The 19480-nt window shown below is 31.4% G+C and carries 19 protein-coding genes; 4 read left to right on the top strand and 15 right to left on the bottom strand.

Features of this window, described 5'->3' with window-relative positions; translation table 11 throughout:
• On the top strand, window positions 1–273 hold a 273-nt coding region (locus tag V6251_RS09370; RefSeq protein WP_341588008.1), incomplete at its 5' end, for a transposase.
• A 42-nt stretch (window positions 274–315) separates the two neighbouring features.
• On the opposite strand, the gene V6251_RS09365 is transcribed toward V6251_RS09370, so the two are convergent.
• The 13 genes from V6251_RS09365 to htpG all read right to left on the bottom strand — a co-directional run bounded on the left by V6251_RS09365 (window position 316) and on the right by htpG (window position 12653).
• Window positions 316–1587 (bottom strand): DUF6575 domain-containing protein, encoded by a 1272-nt coding sequence (locus tag V6251_RS09365; RefSeq protein WP_341588007.1) that lies wholly within the window; start codon window positions 1585–1587, stop codon window positions 316–318.
• Entirely contained in the window at window positions 1587–2021 is a 435-nt protein-coding gene (locus V6251_RS09360; RefSeq protein ID WP_341588006.1) for a hypothetical protein, read from the bottom strand. The genes V6251_RS09365 and V6251_RS09360 overlap by 1 nt, the downstream gene beginning before the upstream one ends.
• A 259-nt stretch (window positions 2022–2280) precedes the next feature.
• Complete coding sequence (locus V6251_RS09355) at window positions 2281–3171, bottom strand: hypothetical protein (protein WP_341588005.1); 891 nt, start codon at window positions 3169–3171, stop codon at window positions 2281–2283.
• A 6-nt stretch (window positions 3172–3177) separates the two neighbouring features.
• The gene (locus V6251_RS09350; protein WP_341588004.1) at window positions 3178–3573 is read right to left on the bottom strand and encodes a hypothetical protein; all 396 of its coding nucleotides are present in this window, start codon (window positions 3571–3573) and stop codon (window positions 3178–3180) included.
• 241 nt (window positions 3574–3814) lie between these two features.
• A complete protein-coding gene (locus V6251_RS09345) occupies window positions 3815–4465 on the bottom strand; it encodes a hypothetical protein (RefSeq protein ID WP_341588003.1) in 651 nt (216 codons plus the stop codon).
• On the bottom strand, window positions 4466–5083 hold the full coding sequence (locus V6251_RS09340; RefSeq protein ID WP_341588002.1) for an SIMPL domain-containing protein: 618 nt from the start codon (window positions 5081–5083) through the stop codon (window positions 4466–4468).
• Window positions 5084–5353: 270 nt separating this feature from the next.
• Window positions 5354–5785, bottom strand: coding sequence for a hypothetical protein (locus V6251_RS09335; RefSeq protein WP_341588001.1), 432 nt, complete (start codon window positions 5783–5785; stop codon window positions 5354–5356).
• Window positions 5786–6149: 364 nt separating this feature from the next.
• Entirely contained in the window at window positions 6150–8303 is a 2154-nt protein-coding gene (locus V6251_RS09330) for a T9SS type B sorting domain-containing protein (RefSeq protein WP_341588000.1), read from the bottom strand.
• A 336-nt stretch (window positions 8304–8639) separates the two neighbouring features.
• Window positions 8640–8825, bottom strand: coding sequence for a hypothetical protein (locus tag V6251_RS09325; protein WP_341587999.1), 186 nt, complete (start codon window positions 8823–8825; stop codon window positions 8640–8642).
• Window positions 8826–8847: 22 nt separating this feature from the next.
• Entirely contained in the window at window positions 8848–9279 is a 432-nt protein-coding gene (locus V6251_RS09320) for a GldL-related protein (protein WP_145000387.1), read from the bottom strand.
• Window positions 9276–9614: a PadR family transcriptional regulator gene (locus V6251_RS09315; protein ID WP_028282756.1), complete on the bottom strand. Its 339-nt coding sequence runs from the start codon at window positions 9612–9614 to the stop codon at window positions 9276–9278. Before V6251_RS09315 ends, V6251_RS09320 begins: the two co-directional genes overlap by 4 nt.
• Before the next feature lie 111 nt (window positions 9615–9725).
• Window positions 9726–10595 carry a DUF5694 domain-containing protein gene (locus tag V6251_RS09310; protein WP_341587998.1) on the bottom strand — a complete coding sequence of 290 codons (870 nt, stop codon included), beginning with the start codon at window positions 10593–10595 and terminating at the stop codon, window positions 9726–9728.
• Window positions 10596–10736: 141 nt separating this feature from the next.
• Window positions 10737–12653: a molecular chaperone HtpG gene (gene htpG / locus V6251_RS09305; RefSeq protein WP_341587997.1), complete on the bottom strand. Its 1917-nt coding sequence runs from the start codon at window positions 12651–12653 to the stop codon at window positions 10737–10739.
• A gap of 246 nt (window positions 12654–12899) precedes the next feature.
• Here htpG and V6251_RS09300 point away from each other — a divergent pair, with 246 nt between their 5' ends.
• A complete protein-coding gene (locus V6251_RS09300; protein WP_341587996.1) occupies window positions 12900–13910 on the top strand; it encodes a 3-oxoacyl-ACP synthase III family protein in 1011 nt (336 codons plus the stop codon).
• Window positions 13911–14312: 402 nt separating this feature from the next.
• Here V6251_RS09300 and V6251_RS09295 read toward each other — a convergent pair whose 3' ends face one another.
• Complete coding sequence (locus V6251_RS09295) at window positions 14313–16757, bottom strand: outer membrane beta-barrel family protein (protein WP_341587995.1); 2445 nt, start codon at window positions 16755–16757, stop codon at window positions 14313–14315.
• 100 nt (window positions 16758–16857) lie between these two features.
• On the opposite strand from V6251_RS09295, the gene V6251_RS09290 reads away from it, so the two are divergent.
• Window positions 16858–17220, top strand: coding sequence for a CoA-binding protein (locus V6251_RS09290; protein WP_341587994.1), 363 nt, complete (start codon window positions 16858–16860; stop codon window positions 17218–17220).
• Here the strand turns inward: V6251_RS09290 and V6251_RS09285 are convergent.
• Window positions 17204–18691, bottom strand: a complete 1488-nt coding sequence (locus V6251_RS09285) for a sodium:solute symporter (protein ID WP_341587993.1) — start codon at window positions 18689–18691, stop codon at window positions 17204–17206. The genes V6251_RS09290 and V6251_RS09285 overlap by 17 nt on opposite strands.
• A 169-nt stretch (window positions 18692–18860) precedes the next feature.
• Here V6251_RS09285 and recR point away from each other — a divergent pair, with 169 nt between their 5' ends.
• Complete coding sequence (gene recR / locus V6251_RS09280) at window positions 18861–19478, top strand: recombination mediator RecR (protein WP_191100004.1); 618 nt, start codon at window positions 18861–18863, stop codon at window positions 19476–19478.
• Window positions 19479–19480 lie beyond the last annotated feature (2 nt).

The following is a 19480-nucleotide window of genomic DNA, read 5'->3' as shown; positions in this document are numbered from 1 at the left end:
CCCACTATACGAAAATCAGGGAGTAGTGTAAGAGGTCGAAGTAGAATAAGTAAAGTAGGCAACAAGAAACTAAGGAATCTATTGTTTTTATGTTCTTTTTCAGCGTGTAAGCACAATAAGGCTTGTAGAGAGATTTATGAACGATTAGTCGCTAAAGGAAAAAGTAAGAAGCTGGCATTAATAGCAGTAGGTAATAAGTTATTAAAACAGGCTTTCGCTATTGCTAAAAGAGGGAAACCTTATGATGAAAATTTTGTTTCAAGATTAGCTTAAAATGGCTTGGTTTTTAACTCAGTTCTTTGTTGTATGCAGTGCTTAGTTTTGTTCATTAAAAGTTTGTCCCTCTATTTCGCTAAATGAAACTAAAGTATCAATTTCTTTAATCTTTTTATGTCCAGTTTTCTTTTCTTCTTTTCTTGTTATAACTACATTATATAGTTTTTCCCATTTTATTTTCCAAGACATTTCTCTTCTATCACTATCAAGATAACCAGTCGAAATTTCAATCAATTTTTGTTCTTCACTTACACTTTCAAATGTATAATGACCTGTTTTTAGATTTAATGCGGTAAATCGACCTGTTAAATAGACATCTCTAGAATTATCATAAACCAAATCATTAATGTTGTTTAATATATCTCCTGCTAAAGAATAGCTTATTTTTTTTGAAGTATTGAAATTAGAGGTGCTATTTTGATAATTTAAATTAAACTGAATTTTAGATTTTTTGATTATACTTAAAAGTTTTTTGTAACTATCTATTACTGTTTTATCGACATCTTTTATATATGTAGTAAATTCATCTTTGTCAGATGAACTCTGAAAAAACTTTACTAAAAACTCAACATATCGATCTTCTAAACTAATTAAACTAGGGAAATTCGATTGTTGTGAAGTAGGTTTGAATAAAGCACCAAATGACCTGGAAGTATTGCCAAAATAATGAAAAGAAGAAGCTTGTAATACAGCTTGCTCATCAAATTTAATTTGACTATTTTTTGATTTTGTTTTATTGAAATTAGCTCTTTCTTTTACAATAAAAGCTTTTCTTATACCTTTATTTATCTTGCTGAAATCATTTAAAGATTCAGCTAAAATTTCGAGTTCAATAGTTCCTTTTCCAATTTTTGAAGATTCATTATAGTAAGCTTGTAAAATACCAACATTTTGCCTTTCGGAAATGTATTTTAATTCGTCATCTGAATTAATACTTTGGAAATTATAAAAACTATTTTTTTCTGGAAGATAAGATTCTGGAATATCTTTAAATTCTATAATTGATAAATTATTGTGATTTAAATCATTATCAATATCTATTTTATAAAAATTACCAATATTTTCGTCAGTCATCAATTCCAGTAGTGACTTTTTCTTTTCAATATATTTATCAAGAAGCACTTCTGATGTTCTGAATATTAGCCAGCGATTAAAATCTTGATTAGTATCAACCCAATAGAATAAAAAGTTTTCATTATAAATTGTTTCAAAGTGAGACAATAATGGACCATCAAAGTAGATTAAGTCTCGAATCTTAATCATCTTTGGTAAAGAATTTTTCGGTATGAGTGTTTCTTTAACCTTTTCCATTATAGTTCTTCGATAATATTAAACTTCTTTGATAAATCAATATCTTTAAATTCGTACATATCAAAGTGAGTTATTTCGTCTTCGTCAGTGATGTGTCCATCTTCTTTTTCTATTATACCAATTGCAATATGTGTACCAATAACTTTTTTAAAGTTCTTAAAGGTAGTTATCAAATCATTAAACTTATGAATTGCACCTGATTTTTTTCCATACATTGATAAACCCAATGCTTCGCATCTTTCCAGTTCTGATTTTGAAAGATACCTTTTAGGATTAATCTTTGCTGGTGGTAGAAAATTGTTTGGATGTGTATTGTCTGAAAAAACAAATCTGAATGATTCTTTTTCTGAATACTCAAAATATTCTGATTGTGGACAATTACAGACATTTTTGATTTCATCAAAATCAGTTTGGTATTTGTAGATTTTATTCATATGATTTTTCAATATATTGCTAATATATAATTATTCCCGCAATTTTTTTCCGCATTGCATACAACGGTCAGGTGTATGAAACGTAGCGTATAAATAAACGCTAGCTTTTCGGATTTAGCACGAGCCAAATTTTTTATTTTTATGTTTAATTTTCTTTTATAAATATAACCAAATAAAAAATTTGGCGTACTTTATAAATATACAAAAACCTCTCGTAAAGCCTATAATAGCTATGTTTTATACACGTTGTTGTGGTGCGTTATTTTTTTAGCACTGACTTTATATCAAACTCTGAAATTAAATTTTCATCAATAAATTCTATCTTTATTCTTTTAAATATATCAATACCTTTTACGAATTCAGACAATTCTTTTTCACTTTTCTTAATTGATTCTTGACTAACCTTTTCTTTATTATAGACTACAATAAAAACAGGAACTATTTTTTTGTTGGTCAATTTAAAATAATGGCTTGATGTTCTGTTTAATCTGTTAAGAGCTGACTCTAAAATATTAGCTTGTAAATAATCTGAAAAGTATTTTATTTCAATTATTCTGTCCGAAAACTTGTTGCTTTTTGAACGTAATAAAATATCGACATCATATTTTTTGTCAATTTTAATATCTGTGTAAATACTAAAATTTGGACTACTATAATTTTCAAATAACTCTGCAACTTTTTTCTCAACGTCTAAATATTTCTTAAATACTTTTTGTTGAATTTCATTCGGTTTCTTGCTTTCTCCAATTTGAATTTCATTCAAATCTCTACTGATGTTTTCTAATTTTTCTGTCGCAGATTGTTTTTCGATTTGTAAGTCTAAAATCATAATCTCTTTATCAAATCGTTCATCGATTTTTGATTGTCGTTCAAACCATCTACGAAGACCCCAAATAATCAATCCAATACCACTCAAGGCTAATACAAGTGGAATCCAATTTATAATACATTGAATAAATGCAACTTTTTTCTGCTTATCAAGAATGAGTGATTGAATTGGTTCTTGATATTCGTTAAATTCTTTAGTTGTTATAAATAATCCAAAGTCTTCTTTCAAATACAAATATGGTGTCAATACGGCAAGACCGATTAGAACAAGACCAATTGAAACTAAAAATTTATTAATATCTCCGTATTCTATTTTCTGCAATTTTTTTTATTTTATAATTAATTTTCCGTCAAAAGTTGAGCCTGATATTTTAAACAAGACTGCGTTTGGATTTAGTTGAATGTCTGTAAATATTTCTTCAAATCCTTCATCATTTTTCATTAAAATAGTACATATTGGGCTACTTTTTCTATGAGTGCGATTTTTGATAAGAATTTGATATCCTTCGTTTGTTTTTTTCCAATCCTTTTCCACGAATTCTAAAGTGTACGGTTGCGATGAAAAATAAGTTATCAAGGAACCTGAAATCAACATTAAGATACCTAAATATTTCATTCCATTAATGACTGTAAATCCTTCTTGAATATTGTCAAAATATATTCCGGATATTGCTATCAAAAAACCAAAAATTGATAAAGTAAGTCCTAATTTTCTATTTTTCATAATTGGTTTTTCTAATGCACCACAACAATAGAATAAACTCCCAAAGGAATTTATCCCTATTTGCTATCCTTTTATTTTTTAATAAGGCTAGCCAAAGCTAGGTTATTTTTTACAACTATAATATACGTACAACTACGTAAATTTATTTGTCAGAAGCTAAGATATAACACTTGTTTCATTATTTTTTACGGTAAACCGTAAACTAAAAATAAAAGCATAAATAATTAGTTGTAAATGGTTGTTATGTTTTTGTTAGTCTATACGTTACCCATATATTATAGCCTCCAGATTTTGATGGACTATTACTTTTGGTGTCATAGGTTACGTCTCTGTTACTTAATAACTCAAGAAATCTTAACATCCTTTGTCCTTTACTACTATCAAAATCAATGGTGTCGTATATTGGGTTTGCATAGGTGGTTTCGTCATCAATATTTAGAATAGTTTCAATTTTGTATCCTAAGTGATTGGCTAATATTTTTGCTTGTGTATTGGCATTTTTTAGTGCCAAAACAGCATGATCATACTCGTTTTTAAATTGGTGTTCTGGCATTTTAAAATAGATTTTGTAAACATTAATTTGCAATGCACTACACCAAACCAATACGTTGTCAAATGTATTTAGGTCTTGATTTTCAAATTTGTAATGGGTTATTTGTTGGTTTTTTGACGTGGCTACTTTAACGACTGGGTTGTCCAATCCGTTTGCTGTTAGCGAGTCTTTTAAAGCTTCTATTTTTGTGATATCATGTTGTTGGACAGATAGTAATACTACGTTGCTTTCAGCATATTCAGTATAGTTGGATTGCCCTAAAATACGTAAGGTTATACTTTGCGCTTGACTGTAATAGGCAAAAGTTATAAACCATAGGATTAGTATATATAACTTCATTTAATCAACTAGTTTAAAGGTAATTGCTATTCTGTACGATTTTGTGATTTCGTTTTTCTTGCTTTCTACAGTATCGGTTCCAAAGGAAGATTCCTTGACTTCGATATTAAGAATTTTTCCAATGGTCATATTTATCTCGTCACCAATTGTTTTTGCTTTTCGCTTAGCATCATTAATAGCTAGTAGGCTTAATTCTGTTTCTAGGTCTTCATCAGAAGTATCATATAAGTATTTAATGTCAGTTATTTTTACACCATCTACTATTATGTTTGCGATATCTTCTAGGGTGTTAATGTCTGTTGTAAAATAATAACTTTTACTGGTGGCTCTAGAGTAGGTTTTACTTTGAATGATTACTTCAAGATCACTTTCTGCGATTCCGTATTTTGAAAGCTCAGCAATGGTAGTATTATATACGTCTTCAAACGCGATGTCCTTTGAGTCCTCTTTGTATTTAGTTGCTTTTTGTTCGGTAATCGTTAATTGTACTTTGGCTTTATTTGCTGTTAGTTCTTTTTTTGCGTTTCCGATAATACGAATGAATCTTTCAGTAGATTGACCATAAATGGTTGTAGAAAAAATTAAGGTTACAAGTAAAATTTGAAGTGTTTTTTTCATAATTGGTTATGCTTTGGGTTGTTTTTTTATTGAAGCGATTGTGTGGTTATTTTTCTAATTAATAGTTGTGCATTTTAATGTTTAAAATCATTCGGTAGTCCAATTTAGTTCTTTTAATTTAATTAGTCTATACGTATTACTACGTAAATTTATTTGTCAAAAGCTAAGTTACCTTTCTGGTTTCATTGTTTTTTACGGTAATCCGTAAACTAAAATTAGAGCATAAAAAAACCACCTTGAAAAGGTGGTTTTGATAACTTACTATAATTGTTATTCTTTACATTCTGAATAGTCTACTGTAAACTTGAAGTTTTTAGTAGATAACTTTTCAATGCTAGTGTCATTTTTGTGATCTGGTTTGTATGCTGCTCCAGTACCTAAATCTACACCAACTCCAATTAATCCGAAAGATATTGTGCTTAAAATAAAATTACCAGTTCTGAATTTGTTCTCGAAATTTTTTGTTTTAGGCTCACAATTGTCCTGCTTTACTTCAATTTTTAAAGGTTGGTTTCTTTTAAATTGAGAGCGTGCTTCACCCATTCCGATCTTCTCTCCGTTAGCATAAATTAATGCGTTTGGGTGATCTTTTACTTCAATTTGAGCATTGTACTTGCTACCTCCAAATATTACTCCACAACTGGAAAATAAAAATGAAGATGACACTGTAATAGCCATGATTAGTAAAGTACTTTTTTTCATAAATTCTTGTTTAAAATTTGGTTGATATTAGTTTGTTTATATTCCTTTTTTATAGTTAAAAAGGTTAAGCAAACTTATATCTTTTTTTGGATTGTTTTTGTACGTATAACTACGTATATTTTCTGCGTTATGCCTTATCTGTACTGATATTTAAGAGGTTGCGTTTGTTTAGAATGATTATAAAATATAATTGTTTTTGGATGCTTTTTTTTAAGTATTCATTTACAATTAAATAGCACTAGATTTTTTCAAATAATAATTAGTACTCAGGAATATTGTATTGCAGTAAGAGTGATTAACTAAATAAAAACATAAAAAAACACCACTTTAAAAAGTGGTGTTTAATTTCCGCGAAAGCGTTATGTTATCTAGCTAAATATACCCAACCAGTTAATGGCTTAGGGTCTGTTTTGGTTTTTATAACGTAGTAATATGTTCCGGTTGGCAGCTCTTGTCCAGAGTTAGACTGTCCATTCCACTCTTTAGCGTAATTGGCTTTACTGTACACTTCGGTTCCGTATCTGTTATAAATTATGATTTTGTCTACATCTAGGTAGCTAATATCAAAAAAGTCGTTAAGTGTATCGTCATTAGGAGATATACCTTGTGGTATGTTACAGTTATTAGCTTTTACAAACGTGATGTTTTGATTTTTTGTACAATTACCAATGGTAATTTGCACGTTATATTCGCCAAAGCTATTAACATTAATTGATGCTGTAGTCTGACCAGAATCCCATAAATACGTCGCGTTAGTGACTCCAATATCTGCAGTGATATTGTAATTGTTTGGTAGACAGTCTTCGATAGTTTTAGCGTCTAAAAATGGGAATTCAAAAATGGATAGGTTTACTGTTGTAATGTCGTAACAGCCAATACCATTTGTGTTTTCTACTTTAATATATAGTGTTGTTGTTTGGTCTAATTGGTAATTGTTTGATAAGGCGTTTTGTCCTGCAATTGCATCAGCTTCTGAGGTGTGATAAGTTACCACTAAGTTTGTACTATTTTGTGTGCCAAGTACTGTAGTATTAAACTGATTTAAATTGATTAGACTTGGGTCGTTTTCGCAATTAATAAAATCTGGTACTGGATTAGCGACAGGTTTAACATCTACAATAAGATTTACGGTCGTTATTGCAAAACAGTCTGTATTACTAGTGTTAAATACCTTAGCGTAAATTATTTGATTGGCTGATGTGGTGGTATAATTATTTGGTAATGGATTATTATTACCAATAGCGTCTAAATTAGTTAAATAGTAAACGACAGTAAAGGTCGTTGCAGATTGTCCTGCTAACACCTCATTATCGATGTTTGATAAATCAAAAGTTGCAATACCATCGTTAGTGTCGTCGTCACAAACTATAAAATCAGACACTGGATTAGCAATAGGTTGTGCATCCACAATTAGCTTAAAGTCTGTAATGCTATAACAATCTGGATTATTTGTATTGTAAATTCTTGCAAATATATCCTGGTTATTAGAGGTGTTAAAGTAATTGGTACTTAATGCATTTTGATTGTTGTCTGCATCTGTAAAATTTGCAAAATAGCTAATTGTAAAGTCTGCTGCAGATTGCGATCCTAATATAAAGACGTCTCTTGTGGTTAAGTCAAACAGTTCTGTTTGGTCGTTGGATAAGTCATCACAAAGAATGTAATCTGGTATTGGGTTAGCAACTGGTATGTCGCTTATTGTTATGGTATTAGTGGTTGTAACGACCTCACCATTACTAGTTAACGTTAAGGTTATAACGTAGTCTCCAAGTGCAGGGAAGGTATGCGTTGGGTTTAAATCCGACGATGTTGGGCTACCATCACCAAAATCCCATAATGCTGAGGTAATTGGATCTGATGTTGTTAAAGTGAATTGTGTAGTGTCTCCAATACAGGTATTAAAGACATCATAATCTGCATCAATACATATTAAACTGTCTGTTAGTAAATCAATTTGCGTACTGTTTAACTGAAAGTTTGAACCTTCTATCAAAACACCAGCGCCTTGTTGAATACCATCTGCAGTTCCTGGATTAAAACTACTAATGACACGATAGGTAGATATTGGTATACCACCTAAACTGTTACTTAAGTCTGTTAGATAAGTATAGCCACAAGACAACGCTGGTACGTTACAACTACTACAATTTGTTAATACTGAAGAGCAACCCGAATCAATTAGTGCATCCGTAAATATGAATATAGATGTAGTATTTTCAAAAGCACCACCAGTGGTAAATAAGCCATCATTAATCATGGTGTTTATCGAGTTTGGTAACACGTCTTGTATTAAATTATTACCTCCAGGATTATCAGGTATACTGATGGTTGGATTTACTGTAAAAGGGTAGGATAGATAGTAACTTGGTTGAGAGGTTGATGAGGCATCAGGTTGTCCGTATTGCACTAAACCAATTTCGGCTAATGGATTTTGACTAAATATTTGATTAGATAATTGCTGAATTGAGGCTTCCATGTCTTGACGTTCTGAAAAAGAAACAGAGCCTGAATCGTCCACAATAAATAGTACTTTGTTGTTACATTGTGAATAGCTGAAGGAGATACATACAGTGAAAATTAGAAAACTGAGAAGTGATTTCATTTAGATTAATTAAGCGATTATGGTTTAAATAATTGGTTAGCGTTTGGCATAAAATCGTGGTTAGTAAAAGCGATTTTAGTTAGGGATTTTATACGTGTAACAAATCTACACTTTTTTATTAACTAGCAAAATCCTGTGTTTTTTTCTGAACTATAACGTATTGGTTATTAATATCTATTGTTGTTGGGTTGTGTATTATACTAAAAAAACCACCTGTTTTAGGTGGTTTTTGATTTCCGCGAAAGCGATAATTTAATTTTTAATAGCGTCTTTTTTGTACAGCTTATAAAATAGTGTTGGTAAAAATCCAAAATTAAATAGCAAGAAGCCTAGAAATATTAGGATGCCTGCATAAGGCCAATGCATAATTTTAAATAATGATGCTGTACTAAGTGTAAATAAGGCTAAAAAGCCTAAAACATAAACTGATTTTTTCATTTTGATTGATTTAATGTTCGTATTAAGATTGATATTTAAGTGTTTGTTCTTTATACTTATTATAAAAATATAAAGGCAATGTGATGCATATTAAAAATAGAAATCCAGAAAAAATTAAAATGCCTGCATAAGGCCAATGCATGATTTTAAATAAGCTACCTGTAATTATTATAAACGCAGTAATAAACTCTAAAATAATAAGGACTCTGTTTCTATTTTTTGCAGATTTAAAATACAGTTGTGCGTTGGTTTCTTGTTGTATTTGGGTAATGGATAAGTAGCCTCCAAATTGCTGAATTGCTATTTTGTAAGCCTCGTCAAAACTAAGCTGTTCTTCGTTTTCTAGATAGGTGCAAATGTGGTCCAAGATGTCTTCCTTTAAGTCTTGATTTTTTAAACCATATAACTCTAAATTGGTCGTTATGTAGTCTATATTTTGGTCTGATAGTCTCATTTTACGGTTGGTTTAGGGTTAAATATTAACGATAAGGTTTTAATAAAATCGTTAATCTGGTTGCTTTGATCTATAATGACTTGTTGACCAGATTTGGTTACCGAGTAGTATTTACGAACACGTTTGCCAATGTAAACTTTTTCGGTCTCGAGAATATTATTGCTTTCTAACTTGTGTAAAATAGGGTATAAGGCACCTTCTGAGATGTCTATTTTACCTTTAGTCAGGTCTTTAACTTTTTGTGTAATCTCATAACCATACATTTTATCATGCTGACTTAGTAGCTTTAAAATGATAGGTTGTAATGTTCCTTTGGTGAGTTCTTTGCTATACATAGGTCAAATATACATTTTTTTACAATACATTTTAATAAAATGTATTATTTTTTTTGAAAGTATAAAAAATACCACCAGAAATGGGTGGCTTTATAATTAATAGCTATTACTTTATTTTAAGTACTCTAAGGTGTTGACCATTTCAAATTTTGGGCTTCTGTTTATAAATTCTCTTAAAAACGCTGTGTGCGCAGATCCCATGATTATAAAAACCCTATCCGTTTTAGTCATTGGTATTCTATTTAGATTAGAATATATTTTCATGTTTCTATGATAAAATTTAGCTGCATTATCTGCGCCTTCAAAATTATCCTCAGTACCAACATATAGTAATTTGTCTGCATTGGCAACTATAGATTGGTCCAGTTGTAAAGGTTCGTTAATTAATTTTAGTTTTTCTAAAACAGACAACGTCTCATAATTTTGATCACGTTTAGCCATTTCAGGATAATCTTTAAATGGCTGATTAGTGAGTTGTAAATAGGTTTTTGGATCTATAGCGTTTGTATAGTCTGGACTGGATTCAAAAAAATCGCCAACGCTATAATTATAACCCATGTGATTGTCAATTCCGTATAATTTGCTAACTGCATTTAATCGTCCTACTTCAAAACCAATCATACTAGTTTCGCCAAAACTTGTGTCTAGTTGGTCTGGGTTTTTAAGAAACGCTTGGTAGTCTTTATTTAATGCGTCATTTAAGCTTGGTAAATTTTCTACACAAATAATGGTAGGTTTAAATGCAGCTAGCATTTGCGCAATTTGTTTTATTTGTTTTTGGGCTTCAGGACTAGTCTCATCAAAATCTGTACTGTTAGCATCTGTGGTTTCTCCAAAATGGAAGCTTCCAAAGTTTAAGACTTTAATTTTATCGTTACTAGTTGAAACATTATGGTCTTGTTTTAATGTTTTGGGTGGTGTATTTGTGTTATTACAACTTACAATAAGAAGTACATAAGCTAATAGGATAACCTGTTTCATGTTGGATTGATTTTTTGATTGATATTGTTATGTTATTGATTCATAACGAAGTTAGTTTTTAAAAACGAGATATTCAAGCATAAAAAAACCACCTATTACAGGTGGTTTTTAATTTCCGCGTAAGCGATATAATTATGTGATTTACTTTAGTAACTCGTAGCTACGTTTGATAAAGTCTGATAATTCTTTTCCTTTTAAAAGACCTTGAGATAAACGTGCTAAGTCTAAACTTTGCGTAATTAAATGCGCTTGTTTGTCTTTAGCTTCGGTATTTAAAATCTCGTTAACTAAGTCAGAGTTTGTATTAACCACAAGGTTATACATTTCTGGCATGTTACCAAACATTTGCATTCCGCCTCCACCACCAGACGCTTGCATCTCTTTCATACGACGCATAAATTCTGGTTGTGTTATCATAAATGGTGTTGCATTGCTATCCATTGGCTCTAACTGTACCATAAACTTTTCTGATGGGATTACGTCTTTTAATAACGCATCTAAAGCTTTAGTTTGGTCATCATCTAACTTAGAGATTACAGTTTCGTCTTTAGCAATTAATTTGTCAACACTATCTGCGTCTACACGAGAAAAAGTGATGTTTTCTTTAGTAGATTCTAATTTTTGCATTAAATGCGAAACAATCGGACTATCTAATAATAAAACTTCGTAACCTTTGTCCTTAGCAGCTTCAATGTAGCTGTGTTGCTCATCTTGGTTACTTGTGTAAAGGATTACTAATTTACCGTCTTTATCTGTCTGTTTTGCTTTAATGGCATTGTATAATTCGTCGTAAGTGTAATATTTACCATCTACAGTTGGATATAATGCAAAAGCATCTGCTTTGTCAAAAAACTTGTCTTCAGATAACATTCCGTACTCAATAACAATTTTAATGTCATTCCATTTAGCTTCAAACTCCTCACGATTATTATTAAATAGTGATTTAAGTTTGTCTGCTACTTTACGTGTAATGTACGAGCTAATTTTTTTAACTGCACCATCTGCTTGTAAGTAACTTCTAGATACGTTTAATGGGATATCTGGACTGTCAATCACACCACGTAGCATAGTTAAAAACTCAGGTACAATACCTTCTACGTTATCTGTTACGTAAACTTGGTTTTGGTATAACTGAATTTTGTCTTTTTGCATAGCCATATCCTGAGTCATCTTAGGGAAGTATAAAATACCTGTTAAGTTGAACGGATAATCCACATTTAAGTGAATATGGAATAATGGATCTTCAAATTGAGATGGATATAACTCTCTATAAAAGTTATTATAATCCTCGTTTTCTAATTCGGTTGGTTGTTTAGTCCAAGCTGGATTAGGGTTGTTGATTATGTTGTCTACAGTAATTTTTTTCTGAGGTTCAGTCGTTTCTTTACCTTCAGCATCTGTAGTTGTTTCTGGTTTGTGGTCAGGATCGTTTACTTCTTTAGTTCCAAATTTGATTGGAATAGGCATAAACTTGTTATACTTATATAGTAAGCTGCTAATACGTGCTTCTTCTAAAAACTCAGTCGAGTCTTCTGCAATATGTAAGATAATCTCAGTACCTCTGTCAGTCTTATCATGTGGCTCTAAAGTAAACTCAGGCGAACCATCACACGTCCAATGTGCAGCAGTAGTCCCTTCTTTATGAGATTTTGTAATGATTTCAACTTTTTCAGCAACCATAAATGCTGAGTAAAACCCTAAACCAAAGTGTCCGATAATTCCAGAATCTTTAGCGCTATCTTTATATTGGTCTAAAAACTCTTCTGCACCAGAAAAAGCCACTTGGTTGATGTATTTTTCAACCTCGTCTGCTGTCATCCCTAAACCTTGATCGATAATATGAAGTTTTTTACCTTCTTTATCAATTTTAACTTCGATAACTGGATTTCCGTACTCAGACTTAGACTCACCAATACTAGTTAAATGTTTTAATTTTAATGTTGCGTCGGTTCCGTTACTGATTAGCTCACGTAAAAAGATTTCGTGATCACTGTACAAGAATTTTTTGATTAACGGAAAAATGTTTTCTACTGAAACGTTAATATTTCCTTTTGCCATGATTTTATGTTTGTTTTTTTAGTTCCGCTTAAGCGAAACCCTTTTATTAATTTCTGATTAGTTAATAGACAACAAAAATGCCAATTGCTGAAAGGTGACAAGATGACATTTAAAATAACCATAAAAGTATTATGCATGCATAACGAATAAAAAATAATTGTGAATTCGTTATTTATGAAAGCAGTAAATTGCGATACTATTTTTTTTAAACTGAAAAATAGCTTAGAATTAATAAAATTAAAATTAATGTACAATTCAAAAATTATTGGTTTAGGTAAATATGTACCTGACAACATCGTCACAAATGCCGATTTATCCAAAATGATGGATACTAATGATGAGTGGATTACAGAACGTACTGGAATTAAAGAAAGACGTTGGGTAAAAGAAGGCTCTGGTGACACCACTGCAACAATGGGAGTAAAAGCTGCCAAACAAGCAATAGAACGTGCAGGAATAGATAAGGATGATATAGATTTTATCATTTTTGCAACGTTAAGTCCTGACATGTATTTTCCTGGACCAGGTGTACAAGTACAACACGCTTTAGATATTAAAACGGTTGGTGCTTTGGATGTACGTAACCAATGTTCTGGTTTTGTATATGCATTATCTGTTGCAGATAATTTTATAAAAACTGGTATGTATAAAAACATATTGGTAATTGGTAGCGAGCTGCACTCTCATGGATTAGATAAAACCACAAGAGGTCGTGGTGTAACTGTAATTTTTGGAGATGGAGCAGGAGCAGCAGTTTTAACTAGAGAAGAAGACACTAATAAAGGTATATTATCTACACATTTACATAGTCAAGGTGAGCATGCAGAAGAGCTAGTTTTAGTTGCGCCAGGAATGGGTAAACGTTGGGTGAATGATATTATAGCAGATAATGATCCTAATGACGAAAGTTATTTTCCGCATATGAATGGTCAGTTTGTATTTAAAAATGCAGTGGTCCGTTTTAGTGAAGTAATTATGGAAGGATTAGCTAAAAACAATATGGATAAAGAGGCTATTGATATGCTAATTCCGCATCAAGCTAATTTACGTATTGCACAGTTTATCCAGAAAAAATTTGGGTTGACGGATGATCAAGTGTTTAACAATATTATGAAATATGGTAACACGACTGCAGCATCCATACCAATTGCTTTAACGGAAGCTTGGGAAGAAGGTAAGATAAAAGTAGGCGACAATGTTGTGTTGGCTGCTTTTGGAAGTGGATTTACTTGGGGAAGTGCAATTATTAAATGGTAACAATTTAAGTGCTTTAATTTACTTTTGAAGCCACCTAAATGATATAAAACGAAAAGCCAGAAACATATATTTATGTTTCTGGCTTTTTCTATTAACTAACTACTTAAACTTAACTTTATAAATCTTTGTCTTGGTTTTTTTGTGAAGACTAATTCAAATAAAAAATAAAAACGATTTACTGTCTTGTTATTATTAAGACGCCAAAAAGTGAATTTTATTACGCTGAAAATCAGTATTTAACACGTATTTAACATTGTTAAGTATATAAACTAAAAAGCGTGTTAAAAACAAAACCCCAAAGCTGATCAGGCTTTGGGGTTTTTATTTAGCAACTAACTTAAACACTAACCATTAACTGTTTATTAGCTACTAAATAACCTCTAGATGGTATTGTTTATAGTATTACATAAATCCGCCTCCAGATTTTGTGTCGTCATCTCTTTGTTTTCTTGATTTAGCCTTATAATTTCCGCCACCAAAACGGTAAGATAAACGTCCGGAAATTTGTTGGCTTTCCCAATTAAAACGTCCCACTTGTGCAAAAGGTCTGTCACCTTCAAACTGTGCATACATGGTATCAAAAATATCATTGTAGCTTAAGCTAAAGCTAGCTTTGTTTTGTAAAAAGCTGTAACGCATACCTAGGTTTACCATAAGCATATCATTCATTTCAAATTGAATGTTTTTGTTTTTTCCGCTATACATTCCAAAAGCAGATAAGCTAAGGTCTTTAGTAACTTTAAAGTTGTTAAAGGCTCTTACATTCCAAACGATATTGTCAATTTTAACCGTATTTAAAACAATGTTTTGGTTGGTGTCAAAAGACTCGGCAATACTTTTTTGAGTTTGCGAAAACAAATCAAAACTAGCATTTAAACTCCACCATTTTGTAGGCCTGTAGTTTGAAGATAACTCGATACCATAAGCAGTAGAGTTATCAAAGTTTAAATCTGTAAAAATTAATCTATTTGTATCTGTTCTGTCAATTAATATGGCTTGTTGTATTTCGTCTTCAATAATTCTGTAAAATACTCCTGCTGTAATGCTTCCTTTTTCTAATTGTCTTGTGTAATTAGTTTCAAATGAGTTTGTAAACTGTGGACGTAACGCTTGGTTACCAAACTGAGAGATTAAAGGCGTGTTCCATTCTGGTAGTGGATTAACCTGATTAATACCAGGACGATCTACACGTCTGCTGTAATTAAATTGGTACGCGTTTTTCTCCGATGGTGTGTAGGTTAAAAATCCAGAAGGGTATAATCTAAAATAATCATTTTCAAACGGAATGTTAGTTTGCTCATTAGACGCTAAATCTTTTTTGTAAGCCTCAGAGTCTACATTAACAGTCTCTGCACGTAAACCTAATTGGTAGCTCCATTTGTCTAAAGTTTTTCCATATGTTGCGTAAGCAGAATAGATGTCTCTAGTGTAATCAAACGTTGTTGTTGTAGGTATATATTGACCTAATTGATTAGTTTCTCTGGCATCAGATTGATAAAAAATATTGGTATTAAACAATCGTGCTTGCAAGCCTACTTCTAGTTTTGCAGTTTCAGATAAAGGGTTGCTATAATCTAAATTTATAGTTGTGCTTTGTCTGTCTGTATCTGTGTCTTCAATAAAATTTGGACGTTGCGAGCTAAAAAAAGTATTATTAGTATATCCAAAACCATTGTAAGTATCATGATCAACTTCTAGCTCGATACTATGACCTTCATCATTTATGTCGTGTTTGTAATTAAAGTTGTATTGTTCAGAATCGTTATCGTTGTCGTTTCTTGTAAACTGAGATTCGTTTAAAGACGGATTAGCTAAATAGTTTATTCCAGAATTTACGTTAACCCAACCATCAAATAGGTTTTGATTGGTAAAGACTGAAATCGTATTTTTTTCATCTAAATAATAATCCACACCAACCTTAAATAAGTGTGATTTGTTATTATTTAAAATTTCAAATTTTTGCTGAATATCCTGTTCAATTCGGTTTATTTCACCAAAATTAAAGTTTTTAGTGACGCTATTATTGTACGATCCATAGACGTTAAATTTTCCGTTACGGTAATTGGCATCTATTGAGCTGTTAAATTTAGCTTCAATATCATGCGATAGACCAATATTTATGTTTCCGTTAAATCCAATTTTAGTGTTTTTATGAAGTACAATATTTATTAATCCACTCATGCCTTCAGGATTATACTTAGCAGACGGATTGGTAATTAACTCGATACTTTTAATAGAAGACGATGGTATTTGCTTAAGTAATTGCTCTGCAGGAATATTAGACAATTTGCCATCCACCATAACTCTAACGTTTTGGTTGCCACGTAAGCTAATAGAACCAGTTTGTTGGTCCACACTAACGGATGGTAGATTGTTCATAATCTCGCTAGCAGTTGCTCCAGCAGTCTGTAAATCTTTACCAATAGTAATGACTTTTCGGTCAACTTTTTGTTGTATTGTTGAGGTTTCTGCAACAATAGTCACTTCGTCCAAATTGGTTGCAGCCTCTTCTAAATTTATAGTTCCTAAATCTATTATTTTGTTGTCATTACTAATAACAATAGTTTTATTTTGAGGTAAAAAACCTAGATATTCAATAGTAACAATGTTAGTACCTTCTGGGATTTGCTTAACTTCAAATTGGCCATCATTATTTGTAATACCACCAGTAATTAATTTGTTATTGGTGTCTTTAACAATTACATTTACATAAGGTAAGGGTTGGTCAAGTGTTACGTCTAATACAGTACCAGTAATGGTTCCTATTTTGGGCGAATCGTTTGTGTTGTCTTGTGCTTGAATACTAAAGGCTACCAATAGTAAAGCAATGGTGAGTAGTTTTTTCATTTTTGTTTTGATTGATTGATGAAACTTGGTTATGCTATAAAGACGCCTTAATTAGTAATCTGTTACGCTTGAATAACATTTATTTTAAAATTTAACATTTATGAATAAGAAAACTTTAGTACTTGGCGCTTCATTAAAGCTAGATAGATATAGCAACATTGCGTTACGCAAATTGGTTAAGTATAATCATGATACTGTGGCTTTCGGGATGAAAGCAGGAGAGGTGGTTGGAGTTACCATTGATACGCAATTACAACATTATGACGCTTTAGATACTGTAACATTATATTTAAATCCTTCACGACAAAAAGACTACTACAATTATATAGTAAGCCTAAATCCAAAGCGCGTAATATTTAATCCTGGTACAGAAAATCCAGAATTATATCAAATATTAAAAGCAAACGGAATAGACTATGAGGTTGCTTGTACTTTGGTATTATTATCTACAAATCAGTATTAGGTTTCGCTTTCGCGGAAATTAAATACAGGCCTAAACAAGTTATAAGTCCATTTAATGGAAGGATTTCCCAATGGAAGGCGTATTTACCAATAAAACTATCCGGAAAGTTTGCAGGAAGCTCTGTAATAAAATAGGTAATTAGTATGGAAGCCAAGCCAACAATCCAAGCATAGTTGTCTTTAATGCTTCGTTTGGTAAGTATACCAAAAGTAAATAATCCTAATAAAGGACCATATGTAAAAGTTGCAAATTTAAAAAGGTTATTAACGACGCTTCCTTCTAATTCATTAAAAATAACAACAACAATAATCAGTAATAAAGAGACACCAATATGTACTTTTTTACGTAAAGGTTTTTGTTGGGCTATTGGCAGTTTTTCAACATTTAAAAAATCTATCGAAAACGATGTTGTTAATGAGGTTAACGCACTATCTGCACTACTATAAGCAGCAGCAATAAGTCCAATTAAAAAGGTGATTTGTAATCCTAGACCTAACCCTTGATTCATTGCTATTTCAGGAAACAATAAATCGGTACGTACTTTACCATCTACCTCAGGTATTGATACGCCAAACTGCTCTGAATAAATAAAAAGTAAAGCACCTAATGATAAAAATATAACATTAACAAAGACCAATAGTACAGACATGCTAAACATATTTTTTTTAGCATCCTCAGGGTTTTTACAGGTTAAGTTTTTTTGCATCATATCTTGATCTAAACCAGTCATAGCGATGGTAATAAAAATTCCGCCAATAAAATATTTCCAAAAGTAAGTACTACTATTTACGTCATCAAAAAAGAACAATTGACTTTTTGATTTAAAGGATGCTTGGCTAAAAACCTCAGTTATAGACCAGTCTAATTTGTTTACAATTAAAAATATAGCCACAATTACAGAAGTTAACATAGCTAAGGTCTGCAAGGTGTCTGTCCACACAATAGTTTTAATACCACCACGATTAGTATATAACCAGATTAAAGCAATGGATATAACTACGGTTATCCAAAACGGAACACCTAATTTTTCAAAGACAATATATTGCATTGCTAAAGCCACTAAAAACAATCTAAAGGCAGCACCAGTAACACGAGATAGCAAAAAGAAAAAGGCACCAGTTTTATAGCTTACTATTCCAAAACGTTGTTCTAGATATTGATAAATAGATGTTACGTTAAGCCTGTAATACAAAGGTAAAAGGACTAGTAACACGATTAGATAACCCACAAAAAAACCAAAAACCCCTTGCATATAGGCAAACTGTTGTCCTGCAATCAAACCAGGAACAGATATAAAAGTTACACCAGATAGTGATGCGCCAATCATACCAAAAGCGACAACGTACCAAGGTGATTGTTTTTTACCTTTAAAAAACACGTCATTTGAGTCGTCTTTACCTGTAAAATAAGAGATTAAAATTAGCACTCCAAAATAGGCTGCTATTAATAATAGTATTTGTAATGAAGTCATAAAAGGGTTTTATCAGTGCCAAAGTACAAAATTACTAAAAAGGACTTTAGTATATAATGCTTAAAGTTGTAAGTCTGGTAATATTGATTTAAAATTTATAGTTATTATTAGTCTATTCTTAACAAAAATAAATTCGTGAATCATTAGTAAAAGCCTTAATTTTGTGGCTATGGAATTTTCTTCAAAACTTCTTGAAAACGCAGTAAACGAAATCTCGCAATTACCAGGTATTGGTAAGCGTACAGCTTTGCGTTTAGCTTTGCATTTATTACGTCAACCTAAAGAGCATACACATAATTTAAGCAACGCCTTGCTACATATGGTAAATGATTTAAAACTATGTAAATCATGCCATAATATTAGTGATAACGAACTATGCGATATTTGTTCTAATCCATTAAGAAAGGATGATGTTGTGTGTGTTGTGGAGGATATTAGAGATGTGATGGCTATTGAAAATACAGCGTCACATAAAGGATTATATCACGTTTTAGGTGGTAAAATTTCACCAATGGATGGTGTAGGTCCACATGATTTAAACATCCCTAGTTTGATCCAGAAAGTAAAAAGTGGACAGGTTAAAGAGTTGATTTTTGCTTTAAGCCCAACTATGGAAGGAGATACAACCAACTTTTATATCTACAAGCAAATTAAGGATTATAGTATAGAAACATCAACGATTGCTAGAGGAATCTCAGTTGGTGATGAGTTAGAATATGCAGATGAAATTACCTTAGGACGCAGTATAATTAATAGAATTCCGTTTGAGTCTTCATTAAAATTATAATC

Origin of the sequence: Olleya sp. Ti.3.14, from assembly GCF_038154885.1 — a bacterium.
In the GTDB taxonomy this organism is placed as follows: domain Bacteria; phylum Bacteroidota; class Bacteroidia; order Flavobacteriales; family Flavobacteriaceae; genus Olleya.
The sequence above is the reverse complement of the archived record's forward strand: the minus strand, read 5'-3'. Positions and strand labels throughout refer to the sequence as shown.

Excerpts from the sequence above, each read along its gene's own strand:
- V6251_RS09360 (WP_341588006.1), bottom strand. The coding sequence starts at position 2,021 with ATGAATAAAATCTACAAATACCAAACTGATTTTGATGAAATCAAAAAT.
- V6251_RS09365 (WP_341588007.1), bottom strand. The coding sequence starts at position 1,587 with ATGGAAAAGGTTAAAGAAACACTCATACCGAAAAATTCTTTACCAAAG.
- V6251_RS09310 (WP_341587998.1), bottom strand. The coding sequence starts at position 10,595 with ATGAAACAGGTTATCCTATTAGCTTATGTACTTCTTATTGTAAGTTGT.
- V6251_RS09335 (WP_341588001.1), bottom strand. The coding sequence starts at position 5,785 with ATGAAAAAAAGTACTTTACTAATCATGGCTATTACAGTGTCATCTTCA.
- V6251_RS09350 (WP_341588004.1), bottom strand. The coding sequence starts at position 3,573 with ATGAAAAATAGAAAATTAGGACTTACTTTATCAATTTTTGGTTTTTTG.
- V6251_RS09285 (WP_341587993.1), bottom strand. The coding sequence starts at position 18,691 with ATGACTTCATTACAAATACTATTATTAATAGCAGCCTATTTTGGAGTG.
- recR (WP_191100004.1), top strand. The coding sequence starts at position 18,861 with ATGGAATTTTCTTCAAAACTTCTTGAAAACGCAGTAAACGAAATCTCG.
- V6251_RS09300 (WP_341587996.1), top strand. The coding sequence starts at position 12,900 with ATGTACAATTCAAAAATTATTGGTTTAGGTAAATATGTACCTGACAAC.
- V6251_RS09295 (WP_341587995.1), bottom strand. The coding sequence starts at position 16,757 with ATGAAAAAACTACTCACCATTGCTTTACTATTGGTAGCCTTTAGTATT.
- V6251_RS09315 (WP_028282756.1), bottom strand. The coding sequence starts at position 9,614 with ATGTATAGCAAAGAACTCACCAAAGGAACATTACAACCTATCATTTTA.
- V6251_RS09325 (WP_341587999.1), bottom strand. The coding sequence starts at position 8,825 with ATGAAAAAATCAGTTTATGTTTTAGGCTTTTTAGCCTTATTTACACTT.
- V6251_RS09290 (WP_341587994.1), top strand. The coding sequence starts at position 16,858 with ATGAATAAGAAAACTTTAGTACTTGGCGCTTCATTAAAGCTAGATAGA.
- V6251_RS09345 (WP_341588003.1), bottom strand. The coding sequence starts at position 4,465 with ATGAAGTTATATATACTAATCCTATGGTTTATAACTTTTGCCTATTAC.
- V6251_RS09320 (WP_145000387.1), bottom strand. The coding sequence starts at position 9,279 with ATGAGACTATCAGACCAAAATATAGACTACATAACGACCAATTTAGAG.
- htpG (WP_341587997.1), bottom strand. The coding sequence starts at position 12,653 with ATGGCAAAAGGAAATATTAACGTTTCAGTAGAAAACATTTTTCCGTTA.
- V6251_RS09340 (WP_341588002.1), bottom strand. The coding sequence starts at position 5,083 with ATGAAAAAAACACTTCAAATTTTACTTGTAACCTTAATTTTTTCTACA.